12 protein-coding genes and 3 pseudogenes are annotated in these 12,268 nt (G+C 70.2%); 9 read left to right on the top strand and 6 right to left on the bottom strand.

What is annotated here, in order from left to right:
- Positions 1 to 213: 213 nt before the first annotated feature.
- The 3 genes from ACFYWQ_RS30855 to ACFYWQ_RS30865 all read left to right on the top strand — a co-directional run bounded on the left by ACFYWQ_RS30855 (position 214) and on the right by ACFYWQ_RS30865 (position 3,667).
- Positions 214 to 1,224 (top strand): aldo/keto reductase, encoded by a 1,011-nt coding sequence (locus ACFYWQ_RS30855; RefSeq protein ID WP_389520873.1) that lies wholly within the window; start codon positions 214 to 216, stop codon positions 1,222 to 1,224.
- 1,133 nt (positions 1,225 to 2,357) lie between these two features.
- Positions 2,358 to 2,792 (top strand): hypothetical protein, encoded by a 435-nt coding sequence (locus ACFYWQ_RS30860; protein WP_389520874.1) that lies wholly within the window; start codon positions 2,358 to 2,360, stop codon positions 2,790 to 2,792.
- Positions 2,789 to 3,667 (top strand): GNAT family N-acetyltransferase, encoded by an 879-nt coding sequence (locus tag ACFYWQ_RS30865; RefSeq protein ID WP_389520875.1) that lies wholly within the window; start codon positions 2,789 to 2,791, stop codon positions 3,665 to 3,667. Before ACFYWQ_RS30860 ends, ACFYWQ_RS30865 begins: the two co-directional genes overlap by 4 nt.
- 18 nt (positions 3,668 to 3,685) lie before the next feature.
- Here the strand turns inward: ACFYWQ_RS30865 and ACFYWQ_RS30870 are convergent, their stop codons facing one another.
- Positions 3,686 to 4,024 carry a hypothetical protein gene (locus ACFYWQ_RS30870; RefSeq protein WP_389520877.1) on the bottom strand — a complete coding sequence of 113 codons (339 nt, stop codon included), beginning with the start codon at positions 4,022 to 4,024 and terminating at the stop codon, positions 3,686 to 3,688.
- 232 nt (positions 4,025 to 4,256) lie between these two features.
- Here ACFYWQ_RS30870 and ACFYWQ_RS30875 point away from each other — a divergent pair, with 232 nt between their 5' ends.
- Positions 4,257 to 4,637 carry a hypothetical protein gene (locus ACFYWQ_RS30875; protein WP_389520879.1) on the top strand — a complete coding sequence of 127 codons (381 nt, stop codon included), beginning with the start codon at positions 4,257 to 4,259 and terminating at the stop codon, positions 4,635 to 4,637.
- 190 nt (positions 4,638 to 4,827) lie between these two features.
- On the opposite strand, the gene ACFYWQ_RS30880 is transcribed toward ACFYWQ_RS30875, so the two are convergent.
- A complete protein-coding gene (locus ACFYWQ_RS30880) occupies positions 4,828 to 5,571 on the bottom strand; it encodes an AraC family transcriptional regulator (protein WP_389520881.1) in 744 nt (247 codons plus the stop codon).
- Between the two features lie 54 nt (positions 5,572 to 5,625).
- Here ACFYWQ_RS30880 and ACFYWQ_RS30885 point away from each other — a divergent pair, with 54 nt between their 5' ends.
- Positions 5,626 to 6,840, top strand: coding sequence for an MFS transporter (locus tag ACFYWQ_RS30885; RefSeq protein ID WP_389520883.1), 1,215 nt, complete (start codon positions 5,626 to 5,628; stop codon positions 6,838 to 6,840).
- A gap of 37 nt (positions 6,841 to 6,877) precedes the next feature.
- Positions 6,878 to 7,090 (top strand): hypothetical protein, encoded by a 213-nt coding sequence (locus ACFYWQ_RS30890; protein WP_389520884.1) that lies wholly within the window; start codon positions 6,878 to 6,880, stop codon positions 7,088 to 7,090.
- 116 nt (positions 7,091 to 7,206) lie between these two features.
- Here the strand turns inward: ACFYWQ_RS30890 and ACFYWQ_RS30895 are convergent.
- Together ACFYWQ_RS30895 and ACFYWQ_RS30900 are read right to left on the bottom strand one after the other, a co-directional pair.
- A pseudogene (locus tag ACFYWQ_RS30895) lies at positions 7,207 to 7,357 on the bottom strand (ATP/GTP-binding protein); the annotation flags it as partial.
- A pseudogene (locus ACFYWQ_RS30900) lies at positions 7,354 to 7,712 on the bottom strand (hypothetical protein). The pseudogenes ACFYWQ_RS30895 and ACFYWQ_RS30900, both read right to left, overlap by 4 nt.
- Positions 7,713 to 8,237: 525 nt before the next feature.
- On the opposite strand from ACFYWQ_RS30900, the pseudogene ACFYWQ_RS30905 reads away from it, so the two are divergent.
- Positions 8,238 to 8,474, top strand: a pseudogene (locus ACFYWQ_RS30905) (transposase); the annotation flags it as partial.
- 141 nt (positions 8,475 to 8,615) lie between these two features.
- Here ACFYWQ_RS30905 and ACFYWQ_RS30910 read toward each other — a convergent pair.
- Positions 8,616 to 9,239, bottom strand: a complete 624-nt coding sequence (locus ACFYWQ_RS30910; protein ID WP_389520886.1) for a TetR-like C-terminal domain-containing protein — start codon at positions 9,237 to 9,239, stop codon at positions 8,616 to 8,618.
- A gap of 126 nt (positions 9,240 to 9,365) precedes the next feature.
- Between ACFYWQ_RS30910 and ACFYWQ_RS30915 the strand changes: the two genes are divergently transcribed.
- Both ACFYWQ_RS30915 and ACFYWQ_RS30920 read left to right on the top strand, forming a co-directional pair.
- Positions 9,366 to 10,376 carry a zinc-binding dehydrogenase gene (locus tag ACFYWQ_RS30915; protein ID WP_389520887.1) on the top strand — a complete coding sequence of 337 codons (1,011 nt, stop codon included), beginning with the start codon at positions 9,366 to 9,368 and terminating at the stop codon, positions 10,374 to 10,376.
- A gap of 161 nt (positions 10,377 to 10,537) precedes the next feature.
- The gene (locus ACFYWQ_RS30920; protein WP_389520888.1) at positions 10,538 to 11,020 is read left to right on the top strand and encodes a TetR/AcrR family transcriptional regulator; all 483 of its coding nucleotides are present in this window, start codon (positions 10,538 to 10,540) and stop codon (positions 11,018 to 11,020) included.
- A gap of 88 nt (positions 11,021 to 11,108) precedes the next feature.
- Here the strand turns inward: ACFYWQ_RS30920 and ACFYWQ_RS30925 are convergent, their stop codons facing one another.
- Positions 11,109 to 11,408, bottom strand: coding sequence for a hypothetical protein (locus tag ACFYWQ_RS30925; RefSeq protein WP_389520889.1), 300 nt, complete (start codon positions 11,406 to 11,408; stop codon positions 11,109 to 11,111).
- Positions 11,409 to 12,268 lie beyond the last annotated feature (860 nt).

Here is a 12,268-nt window from a genome sequence, read left to right on the forward strand (position 1 = left end):
GACGGATCCGCGAGGGCGGTTTGCGGTCGGGGGGCTGAGTAGTGCCCCACGCGCTCGGCTGAATTGACGGTTTGTTACTCGCTACCACTGGGTTCTCTGGCACGTCTGGCCGGAACGGCCGAAACCCGGCAGGGCGCAGATGTCCCACGCCTCCGAATTCCGGATCGAGACGTATTTGCGTTGGAGCGCACTCCAAATCCTAGGTTCGGAAGCATGCGATACATCAAACTCGGAACGACCGGACTGGAAGTCTCCGCCATCACCCTCGGCTGTATGAGCTTCGGCGAGCCGGACCGGGGCGGCGAGCCCTGGTCGCTGGGCGCGGACGCCAGCCGGGACATCATCAAGCAGGCCCTTGAGAACGGCGTCAACTTCCTCGACACGGCCAATGGGTACAGCGCCGGAAGCAGCGAGGAGATCGTCGGCCAGGCGGTCAAGGACTTCACCCCGCGCGAGGAGGTCGTTCTCTCCACCAAGGTCTGGATGCGGATGCGCCCCGGACCGAACGGCGCCGGGCTCTCCCGCAAGGCGATCTTCGCCGAGCTCGACGCCTCCCTGAAGCGACTGGGGACCGACTACATCGACCTGTACCAGATCCACCGCTGGGACTACGACACCCCGATCGAGGAAACCCTCGAGGCGCTGCACGACGCGGTCAAGTCCGGGAAGGTCCGCTACATCGGAGCCTCTTCCATGTACGCCTGGCAGTTCGCCAAGGCCCTGTACCTGGCTGACCTGAACGGCTGGACCCGGTTCGTGTCGATGCAGGACCACTACAACCTCATCCACCGGGAGGCAGAACGGGAGATGCTCCCGCTCTGCGCCGACCAGGGCATCGGCGTGATCCCGTGGAGCCCGCTGGCGCGGGGCAGGCTGACGCGGGCCCGGGACACCGCCACGGCGCGTGCCGAGACCGACGAGGGCGGCAAGATCCTCTACCGCGACGGGGACCAGGCGGTGGCCGAGCGCGTCCACGAGGTCGCGGCCAAGCGGGGTCTGTCCCCGGCCCAGGTCGCCCTGGCCTGGGTCATGCGCAACCCGGCGGTGACCTCGCCCATCGTCGGGGTCACCAAGCCGGCCCAGCTGGCCGATGCGGTCGCCGCGGTGGACGTCGAACTCGACGAGGACGAGGCCGCCTACTTGGAGGAGCCCTACCAGCCGCACGAGGCCGCCTACCTGGAGGAGTCCTTCTACAAGTCGCGGCCTGTGGCGGGCTCCCGGTAGTCCGGGCTGCCGTCGGGCCTTCGACGAGTCCTTGGCCTCGGCCTTCACAGCCCTGTGGTCGGCCCGGCGGTGCTTGCGGGCGGTCGCGCGCGACTGCATGATCCGCGCGCTGCCCGCCGGCGCGGTGAGCAGGATGCCCGCCACCGCGGCCGGCAGCAGGGCCACGCGCGGCGGAACGTGCCCGTGGGCATCGAAGTAGCTGACGTCCACCGACTGCTCCTGAGTTTGGCCAATTGGTTAACTTGATGGCCCTCCTGCCGTACTGATCCGTGTCGCGATCTGGTTGAAGCTGGGCATGCCGAGATCGATCACTTGGTGTTGACGGACCTGCTCTGCGCCGGCCAGTCTGACTTGCAGTCCCTCGATCTCACCGAGCCAGGACTCCTGTTCGGCTTCGGTGATTCGGGCAATCAGGTTGTCGCGAATCTCGACGAGGCGGTGTCTCTGAGCCGGATCCGGCCGGAGCATGGAGCATCGAATGCGCGAGCGCAGATTCCGATCGGGAGTTTGCGTCGCTCGAAGTGCCCGAGGAAGGCGTCCCATTCCTCGTTGGTCGGGGTCCGGTACTCCTCGCTGGGACGTAGTGCCCGGAAGTCATGGGGCGAGAAATCCAAGGGCTGTCCGGCCGAGTCGGTGAGATTCGTGGACGCCAGTACTTCCTGGAGGGCTTCGCGCGGGAACTTCGGTGAGAGGCGGAAGCTCTCGTCACTGCGGCGCCACTGGAAGAGCAGTGGCATCCGCGGGTTCCAGGGCCTGCCTTCCCAGCGGGCCACTCCATCTGCCAACCGGGCCTGAGCCCGCGCGCTCCCCAGCTGTCCGGCTGCCTGCCGGGGATCTCGAGTCCGGCCGTGTGCGCGGCGGCGAGCGCGGCGTCGTACACCTCGTGGGCGCGGCGCAGGACCGCGGCGGGGGAGTCGGCGACGCCGGTGAAGACGTGCACACCGTGCCGGGCCGGGTCGGTGGTGTCGTGTATCGGGACGTCGACCTCATAGAGGTGCAGGGCCACGAATGTCGATCTCCTCTCGTGCGCGTGGGGGGTAAGGCACCTCGGGCGCTGAGCGCGTCAAGTCGGGGTACCGGGGATGGTCGAACAGGTGCGTGCTGTGGCTCGGGGACGTGGGACGATCGCGGGTGTGGAGACTCCCGATCCCGCGTCGCGCCGTCGCCTCTCGATGGAGGCGCTGGCCGTGGTCGCGGCGCCTGCGCTGGTCCAGATCGCATGGCTGGAGAAACACGGCGTCGTGACGGATGAGATCGCCCTCGACTTCGATCACGGTTTCCGCATGGCTGAACGTCTGGTGGAGGAGGGGCTCCTCAGCTCCGATGCGCTGCCTGACGTGCGGATGACCGATTCGATCTTCGAGGGGATGACCCGCGATGAGTCACCAGGTCGGTGGACGACAGCGGCTCTGATCAGCGACGAAGGATGGAGCCATGTGACGTGCAAAGACACCTCCTTGGGCTGGCGGGCCGGCGAGTGGCTTCCACGCGGCACAGAAGGCCTTGCCCCCTCGCCCAGCGGAAAACCGCGGGCGCACGCCGACAGTACGCGGGATCATGAGGCATGAGTCCGGATGGCTGGCACCTGACCGAAGACCTCGACGACTTTCTCGTTCGCGCCAAAGACTTCCTGCACTCGCGTCCCACCCTGCACACCGTCCCGCTGACGGTGACCGAGGCGCTGCGGACGCGCGGGGCGGACGCGTACGGTTCCGACGCCCCCGTCTTCGGCCTGCTGGAACGGGCGGGTGAGGTCTGCGCGACCTTCTTCCGTACCCCGCCCCGCCGCCTGGCCCTCACGCCCCTCACCCCCGAAGAGGCCGACTGCCTCGCCGCCCACCTAGCCGGCCTCGCCCACCCCCTCCCCGGCGTCAACGCGGACCGCGACACCGCTACCTCCTTCGCCGAGGCATGGCAGCGGCACACGGGCGCGATACCGACGCTGCACGAGCGGAAGCGCCTGTACCGTCTGGGCACTCTCACGCCACCGGAGCCGTTCCCTGAAGGCCGGGGGCGGATCGCGGGCGAGGAGGACCGTGAGCGACTCATGCTCTGGCACCGCGAGTTCGTCAACGACATCGGGGAAACCCCCTCTGCGGACAGCAGCTCATGGGCGGACACGCGCATCGCCGACGGACGCGTCAGGTTTTGGCAGACCCCGGACGGCACGCCCGTTTCCATGGCAGGTATGACCCCGATGGTCGCCGGTCAGATCCGGGTGGCACCCGTTTACACCCCGGCCCTCCTACGCGGCCGGGGTTACGGAGGCGCCGCGACGGTCGAGGTGAGCCGGGCCGCGCTGGCCGCTGGCGCGGCAGAGGTGCTGCTGTTCGCGGACCTGGCCAACCCCACGAGCAACGGCCTCTACCAGAGGATCGGGTATCGCCCGGTCACCGACTTCGCGGTGTACGACTTCTCGTGTGGCGCACTGGAAGCCCGTTGACGACGTCGGCGGCGCGGCTCATGTGCGGACCGCGTCCGCGCACTGCGCTTCCAGGTCCGCGCGGCCCTCGGGGTCGTGGTCCTGGAGGTCGTGGTCGTCGGCTATCTGGTCGACGTCGTCGGCGCCGCCGTGGATGGTGCGGCGCAGGTCCGGGTCGTTCATCAGTTCGCCGGTCAGGGCGCGCAGGAGGTCGGTCACGTTGTAGACCGGCGCCCACGCCTGGCCCTCGCATCCGTCGTCGGCCGGGCAGCCCACCAGGATCTCGAAGCCGACGTCGCCCGCTCCCGTCGACGTCGGTCCGCAGGGCGAGGACGATGCGGTCCGCTCCGAGCCGGATCTCCGCCACGGGGTCGCCACCGGCGAGCTGCGAGCCGTCGCGCCAGCGCCACATCGGCAGCACCTCGGGTCCGAAGCAGCGGCGCACCAGGAGCAGCTCGCCCAGGCTCTCGCCGCCGTCCCAGCCGAGTTCCGCGCGCCGGGCGTCGCTGGGCGGCTTGAGCATCGCCTCCAGGCGGGAGAGGTTCTCCGCGACGACGACGTGGTCGAAGCCCTCGGCGGGCAGGCCGGGCCAGGCGTCGACCATGGCGGCGTGCTGCGCACGTGCTGCGCGAGGACGGCGTGCTCGGGCACGCGCCGGTTCTCGGGCCGGCCTGCCCGGCGTGCGACGCACACGGAGGCCGGGGACGAGAAGGTCCGCGCCCGGGGCGGCACCCCGGACAGCGAACAACGCCTGCGCAAGCAGGTCCGCCGACTCACGGAACTACGGGCTGCCGACGCGGCGGAGATCGCCCAGCTCAAGGCCGACGTCGAAGCTCTCGTCGGCGCGCTGCACCAAGCGACAGCCGAGAACCAACTCCCGCGCCAGCAGATGACGGACCGTACGGCCGCGCTCCGGCCGCGGCCCCTTCAGCGTCAGCCGGAGGCACCCCGCCCGGAGAGCAGGCGACCCGAGACCGAATTCGAGCGGTGAGGAGCACGGGGTGCGCATGGCGGGTGCCGGAGTACCAACAGGAGATCGCCAGCCAACAGGGTGATGACGGCCCGCTCGCTGAACACTTTGGCGACCCACAGGTCGGTTCCGGTGTGCGACTCGACGGCGTCGCCGAGTGTGGGGCCACGGCCCGATGCGAACCGCCTTCGGTCCAGGCCCGTACGTGTCCTCAGCCCGTCGGGTGGGAGCCCGGGGTGTGGCCGAAGGTGCGGCGGAAGACGTCGATGAAGGCGCTGGTGGACGACCAGCCGCACTGATGTGCCACCGCGGTCACCGGCGTCCGCTCGGTCAGGAGAACCAGTGCGTGGTGGAGACGAAGTTGTGTGCGCCACTGCGGGAAGGTCATGCCGAGGTCACTGCGGAACAGCCGGGACAGGGTGCGGTCGCTCGCCCCGACCTCGCGGCCGAGTTCGGCGAGCGTGCGGCCGTCGCCCGGGTCGGCTTGCAGGATGTCGCACAGGGTGCGCAGCAGGGGGGCGGTGGGAGTGGGCAGGTGCAGCGGCTGCTGGGGGGATGCCCGCAGCTGGTCGAGGAGCACCGCGCGAAGGCGGGCCCGTTCGGGGCTGTCGTCGTCCTCGGCGCGTGTGTAAGCGATGATCAGTTCACGCAACAGTGGGCTGACAGCCAGCACGGTCGGTGCGTCGAGGCCGAGCGGGTTCTCGGTGGCGGGCAGCCCCACCAGGTGCAGGTCGAGTTCGCCGTAGGCCCGGTGCGCGTGCACGGTGCCGGCGGGCACCCAGATGGCGCGCGTGCCCGGGGCGACCCAGGACCCCTCGCTGGTCGTGACAGCCAGCACCCCGCGGCCTGCATAGATGATCTGGTGGTCGTCGTGCCGGTGGGCGTCGATCGAGCCACCGGACGCCAGCGACTGGGTGCGGGTCGGGGCTACGGGATCGTGGCGGATTTCCATCATCATATGGCAGTTTATCGGAAGTGCGACAGGATGCCGGGCCCAGAACATGGCGAGATGCGAAGGAACACATCGATCGTTCTGCTGTCCGTGGGCCACGCCTGCGTCGACATCTACCAAGGTGCCGTGGCGGCCCTGGTGCCGTTCTTCATCGCCGAGCGTGCCTACACCTACGCGGTCGCCTCGGGCATCGTGCTGGCCGCCTCGCTGCTGTCCTCGGTGGCGCAGCCGGTGTTCGGCTCGCTCACCGACCGCTGGGCCATGCCCTGGCTACTGCCGGTCAGCACGCTGCTCGGCGGTGTCGGAATCGCGCTGAGCGGTCTGAGCGGCTCTTACACGCTCACCCTCGCATTCGTCGCGATATCGGGTATCGGCGTGGCCGCCTACCACCCCGAATCCGCCCGCGTCGCCCGCATCGCCAGCCAGGGCAGCCACCGGGCCATGAGCTGGTTCTCCACGGGCGGCAACATCGGCTTCGCGCTGGCCCCGCTCATGGTCGCCGCCGTGGTGGCCACCGGAGGACTGACCTGGACACCCCTGCTTGTGCTGCCGGCCCTCGCCGGCGCCGCGATGTGCCTGCCCGTGGTGCGCGCCCTGCAACAGAGGCAGGCCGCCGGAACCCGTACGACGGTGCCCGCCGGGAGCGACGACACCACCTCCTTCGTGAAACTGTCACTGGCCGTGGTCTTCCGATCGATCGCGTTCACCGGTCTGAGCACCTTCATCTCGCTGTACGCCCGCCAGCGCCTGGGCGGCAGCACGGCCGCGGGCACCGCAGGCCTGTCCGTGCTCTATCTCGGCGGTGCGATCGGCTCGGTACTCGGCGGGTCCCTGGCCGCCCGCTGGGACCGGGTGACGGTCTCGTGCTGGTCGTACCTGATCACGGCCGCGGCCATCGCAGGCGTGGTGTGGGTGCCCGGCCCGGCCATCTACCTGTTCGTGGCACTGACCTCGGCCGGCCTGTATGTGCCCTTCTCGCTGCAGGTCACGCTCGGCCAGGACTACCTGCCCTCCCGTGTCGGCACCGCCAGCGGGATCACCCTCGGCCTGACCGTCAGCATCGGCGGCCTGGCCAGCCCCGCCATCGGCAGCCTCGCCGACGCCACGTCCCTGCAAACCGCCCTGGCGCCTCTCGTCCTGATGCCCGTGCTGAGCTGGCTGCTCTTCCGCACCCTGCCCGAACCGGGTGTGCCGCAGCCTCAGACCGCGTCGCCTGCGAAGGGAGACGACACCGGTGCCGCCCTCAGTCCCACCTCTGCCGACCTCCGATGACCAGCCCCTACGACGAGGCCGTCATCCTGTCACCGCGGTGAGTCCGCAGGCACCGGACGCCCAGGACCACTGCCCGCTCAGGGAGTGGGGCTGCACAGCGACCGCGTCCCGGCCGACCTGGCAGCTGCTGTCTCATCACCCCACGTCCGACGGTGACATCGAGTACTGCAAGTGCAGCTGCAACGCCGTCGTGATGCTCCACCAAGGGCAACTCGCCAAGTTCACTGCCCCGTCCGCAGGAGAGCACTGATCCGTTGTAGCGCGGCAGGGTGAGGTCGCCATGAGTCGTCGTCACGAGCAGCACCCCGTCAGATCAGGGAAGTCGGTCAGTCAGCTCGTGCTCGACACGCTGGACTTGACAGAGAAGTCGTCGCTGACCATGCCGCGCAGGCCGTTGGGGGAGAGGACCTGGGAGGCCGGCCAGGTGCGGGCCAGGGTCGACTTGCCCCGCACCGGAGGCGCCGATCAGCACGATCAGCCCCTTCTCCGGCAGGTCCGGGTACAGCACCGAGGTCATTCGGCATCTCCTTGCGGGTCGAGGGACCGGGCAGCCCGGTTCAGGCGCTGCCCGGCGTTGTCGGTGAGCTGGGCGGCGGCCTCGTGCAGGGGGCAGGAGGCGTCGCCGTCGCGGTCGGGTTCGATGTGCTCCGCCCGGCGGGCGGCGGTGGTGGGCAGCTGCGCGAGGGCGACGAGCAGGCCGCTGGGGACGTCGGCATCCTCCTGGAGCACGCAGGATCGCGGCGAGCTCGTCGGCGTCGGCGTCGACTTCGTCGGCGTTCAGGTCGTCCTGGATCCTGCTTGAGGGCGATCTGGGCGATGTCGCCGAGTGAGGCGCGCACCCGGTCCAAGCGGGTGTGGGTGCGGCCGGTCACCGGGTGGTGGCCTTGATAGTGGCGATGAGGGCGGCGAGGGTCTCCCAGGCGTGGTGCCAGGCGCTGTCGATGCAGTACGCGCCTTCTCTGAACTACGAGATGGGGCCGACAACCGGACTCCGGTCGTCGGCCCCGCTGCGGATCACGGGTCCTTCAGCTTGACTCTGTCAAGGTCGGAAGCTGTGCCAGAACCTCCAATTCGAAGGTGGCCCGCTCACTCGGAACGCTCTTATAGACCGTCAAGCCATCCGCGGCAGTCACATGCGAGGAAGGTGCGCCCCTGCCGTTGCTCCGTCGTCGGCCAGCACGGGCTGTACTGCGGTGATGAAGGCCCGTTCAGCCTCCGTGAGCGCCGTGAGGACCTCCGCGGCCTGCTGCAGGAACGCTTCACGGGCAGAGGTTCCCGGATCGATCAGGGAGAAGTTCACGTACCTCCAGTTCTGGACGAAGAGCCGGGTGAGGGTTCTGGCCGCGTCGGCCACGCTGTCAGGTCCTTCCAGCACGACGGTCATGCTGGTGGGGCGGCCGATGGCCGAACGGCTGCCGGACGGCAACGAGCAGAACCTGCAGCAGTTCGTGAACCAGTCGACCTGGGATCCGGTGCCGGTGCGGCGGCGGATCGCTGAGCGGATGGTGCCGCGGATCGGCCCGGATGCCTGGGCGGTCGACGACGTGTCGTTCCCCAAGGACGGGAAGATGTCGGTGGCGGTCGCACGCCAGTACTGCGGAGCCTTGGGCAAGCAGGCCGACTGCCAGGTCGCGGGGCGGCCCCCGGCGTCGCCGCCGCGCCGGTGCCGTGTCGCCCGAGGACCAGGGCCGCACGTGCCCCGGAGAAACACCCGTCCCGCTTCGGCCCCGGCCGACGCCCTGCGGGCCGGCCCCCGCACTTCCGCTCACCGCCGGTCAGTCCACCGGGCGGCGGACTCCGGCGAGGACGATGTCGACCAGGCGGTCGGCGAGCCCCTCGGTGAGCGGTTCACCGAGGACCAGGACCTTGGTCTGCAAGGGGCTCAGCAGCAGCTCGATCACCAGCCGGGGGTCGATGCCGGGCCTCAGCTCGCCCCGCTCGACACCCCGACGGACCACGGTCTCGGCGCGGTCGAGCCGGTTGGTCCAGTACGCGTCACGGCCCTCGGCCCCCTGCGCGCCGCCGGGCAGCAGACTCAGCCGCAGCAGCGCCTGCCCCTCCGGCGTCGACAGGAACTCCCGCGCCCGGCGCAGCAGCAGGCGCAGATCGTCGTCGACGGAACCGGTGTCGGGCAGCGGAAGCGCCTCGTCGGTGTAGGCGGTGACCGCTTCCTGAATCAGGTTCTCCCGTGTGCCCCAGTTCCGGTAGACGGAGGACTGGTGGACCCCGGCGCCGGCCGCGACGGCGGCCACGGTGGTGCCGTCGTAGCCCTCCTCCGTCAGTAGCCGTACGACCGTGCCGAGGACGGCGGCGCGCATGCGTTCGCCGCGCCGGCGCAGCGGCTTGGCGCCGGGGTGCCGCGCGGGGTCGTCGCGGGGGGCGGAATCGGCAACGTCCATGCGGACCACATTAATGCAAGTCGTTTTGCATTACATGACGGGCGGCCGTAGACTCCACTTAACGCGAGTCGCCTCGCATTAGCTGGATCGGCGGCTCGGTTGTCACGAGGAGAGAGGCCGCCGTCCATGGCCGTCATGCGTGCCGCACGTCTGCACATCCCCACCCGCACCCTCCGGGTCGAGGAGGTCGCCCGGCCGGAGCCCGGTCCCGGGGAGGTTCTGGTGAAGGTGGAGGCCGCGGGCGTGTGCCTGTCCGACGTCCACCTCATCGACGGAACCCTGACACCCCGTCTGCTGCCCGGGGACACCGTCACCCTCGGCCACGAGGTGTCCGGCGTCGTCGCCGAGACCGGTCCCGAGGTCACCGCCTGGCACGAGGGCGACCGTGTCGTCCTGCACGCGGGGGAGGAACGCGACGGGGTGGTGTGGACCCGGGGCGTCGACTACGACGGTGGCTGGGCCGAGTACGCGCTGGCGCGCGTCGACACGCTGGTCGCGCTCCCCGACTCGATCCCGTTCGAGCAGGCCGCCATCGTCCCGGACGCGGTCTCCACCCCCTGGGCCGCGATCACCACCACGGCCCAGGTCCGGCCCGCCCAGCCGGTGGGCGTCTGGGGAGCCGGCGGACTCGGCGCGCACGGCGTCCAGTTGCTGCGGGCCATCGGCGCCTACCCGGTCATCGCGGTCGACCCCGCCCCCGCGGCCCGCGAGCGCGCCCTCGCCTTCGGCGCCGACCTCGCCCTCGACTCGGCCGACCCCAATCTCGCCGAGCGGGTGCGTGCGGCCACCGGCGGTGCGGGCCTCGCGGTGGCCTTCGACTTCGCGGGTGTGACGGCCGTCCGCGACCAGGCGCTGAGCGTCCTGGCCAGGGAGGGCAGGCTGGTCCTGGTGGGCCTCACAGGCAAGCCGCTCACCATCACCCACAGCACCGTCTTCAGCTATCTGCGCCAGCAGATCCTCGGCCACTACGGCTCCGGCGAGGGCGCGGTCGAGCAGTTGATCGGTCTCACCGCGGGCGGGCGGCTGGAGTTCTCCCGGTCGATCAGCGGCGTACTGCCCCTGGACGACGTGGCCGAGGCGGTCGAGCGCGTCGCCACCAAGCAGGGCAACCCCCTGCGGCTGGTGCTGCGCCCCTGACCCCGGGCACACCGACGCCAGGTGCACCGACCACGGACATGCCGGCCACAGACGCACCGATCCGAGAGGCGCCGTCCGGCCGGACATGAACCCTCCGGCCGGACGAACCCGCCCGAGGCGAACTTTCCCCGGTGCAGCCAAGCGGCGGCTGGTGAGGGGCGTTGGGGTCGAGGGCCAAGGCGGCCCTCTACTACCACTACAAGTCGAAGGAAGAGGTCCTCGCCGCCGTGCTGGCCGACTTCTCCGCCGCGGTCGCCGAACTCACCGACTGGGGCAAGCAGCAGCCCGCAGGACCCGAGACCCGGCGCGAACTCCTGCGCCGCTACGCCGAGCTGACAGCCGGTGGCATCACGGCCGCGGCCCGCTTCGCGCAGGACAACGAGCCGGCGCTGCGCAACCAGCCGCTCGCGGCCGAGGTACAGCAGCACGTCATGACGCTCTTCGAGCTCTTGGCCGGGCCCGGAGCGCTGTCCGGTGACGGCGCCCCGGCCGCATCGCTGCGCGTCCGCCTGGCCATCACCGCACTGCACCTGGCCGGCGACGAGGCCGATCGGGCGGAAACCGGAGGCCGGGAGCTGATCGATGCGGCGCTCGGCATCGCCTGCGACTTGATCGATCCGCCGTCTCCCCGGCCGGCGGCCTAGGTGTGTAGTCCTGCGCGCGTACGGCGGCGAGGTCATCCACGGCGGGTGCCTTCGGTTTTCGGGTGGGGCTGGGTCTGGAGGCGGTTGCTCAGCTCGACATCCTCGGGGGTGAGCGGGTCTCCGGGACGGCGGATGCGTGCGGGCTTGGGCCGCAGGGGCAGGCCGGCCAGATCCGCGCGAACATCATGCCCTGCTCTTCGGCAGCCGCGGCCAGGCCCTGCTGCTCGCCGAGCTGTCGAGCCTGGTCCTGGATGTCTCCGGGAACCGCGTAGACACCGATCAGCGCGTCCGCCGGGACGGGGAGCTGAACCACGGCGTCGGCGAGCCGCTGGGCAACGACGTCGTGATCGGTGCCCGGCAGCAGACCCACACCCACCTGCAACAGCATCTCGCCGACTGCCGCCGTCGAAGCCGCGGCTGTCCGATCCGACGACGGCGTCCGCCTTGACGGACTGCGAGTCGATCACACCGGCCGTCGGCTGCGCGTCCCGGCCCAGCTCCTCGCGGACCCTCGCGCGCAACCGGTCGTGGAACTCCCTGACCAGGGCGTTGTCACGCCAGCGACGGAAGAATGCGTAGATGCGGTCCCACGGTGGGAAGTCGACGGGCATCGCCCGCCACTTGATCCCGTTGTCCCCACGAGATACCGGATCGCATCGAGCATGGCACGGTGGCAATACACCTCCGGCCCGCCGCCCCGGCCGCGCATCCCGCCCGGCACCGGCAGCAGCGGGCGGACCACGGCCCACTCCGCGTCCGTCATGTCCGTCGGGTAGCGAGGCTGTCGCGTCCCGTTGTCGGCGGCGTTTCCGAACCGGTGAGCCAGGCAGTCACACTCCCAGGTGACCGAGCCGGACTGCCCGGCCATCGGCACGCAAGACTGCTGCACCAGGGCCTCCTGCTGTTCGCTGATTCGACACCGACGAGCTGTTCAGGAGGCCCTGTTCGTATGCGCTCAACGCCCCGCGACCACCCGAACGAGACTCCCGTTCGACGCACACCCCTCAAGATCTGAACGACAACAGCTTCTGACACATGTTCACCTGGTGGGCTCGCGGAGCCAGAGGATCAGGGAAGCCAGGACAACTCCGGCACGGTATCGGTCAGCGAGCTTGTCGAACCGGGTCACGATCATCGCGCGTCGCCGGGACGACGGGCCTCTACCTGCCCGACCCGTTCGAGAAGCTGCCGCGCGACATCCGCGGCACGGCCCAGTACATCGCGGTGGCCGATCTCCACTACCGGGCT

It is taken from the genome of Streptomyces sp. NPDC003247 (assembly GCF_042888135.1).
In the GTDB taxonomy this organism is placed as follows: domain Bacteria; phylum Actinomycetota; class Actinomycetes; order Streptomycetales; family Streptomycetaceae; genus Streptomyces.

Coding starts and splice junctions, on each gene's coding strand:
- ACFYWQ_RS30855 (WP_389520873.1), top strand. CDS start 214: ATGCGATACATCAAACTCGGAACGACCGGACTGGAAGTCTCCGCCATC.
- ACFYWQ_RS30865 (WP_389520875.1), top strand. CDS start 2,789: ATGAGTCCGGATGGCTGGCACCTGACCGAAGACCTCGACGACTTTCTC.
- ACFYWQ_RS30880 (WP_389520881.1), bottom strand. CDS start 5,571: ATGATGGAAATCCGCCACGATCCCGTAGCCCCGACCCGCACCCAGTCG.
- ACFYWQ_RS30885 (WP_389520883.1), top strand. CDS start 5,626: ATGCGAAGGAACACATCGATCGTTCTGCTGTCCGTGGGCCACGCCTGC.
- ACFYWQ_RS30910 (WP_389520886.1), bottom strand. CDS start 9,239: ATGGACGTTGCCGATTCCGCCCCCCGCGACGACCCCGCGCGGCACCCC.
- ACFYWQ_RS30915 (WP_389520887.1), top strand. CDS start 9,366: ATGGCCGTCATGCGTGCCGCACGTCTGCACATCCCCACCCGCACCCTC.
- ACFYWQ_RS30925 (WP_389520889.1), bottom strand. CDS start 11,408: ATGCTGTTGCAGGTGGGTGTGGGTCTGCTGCCGGGCACCGATCACGAC.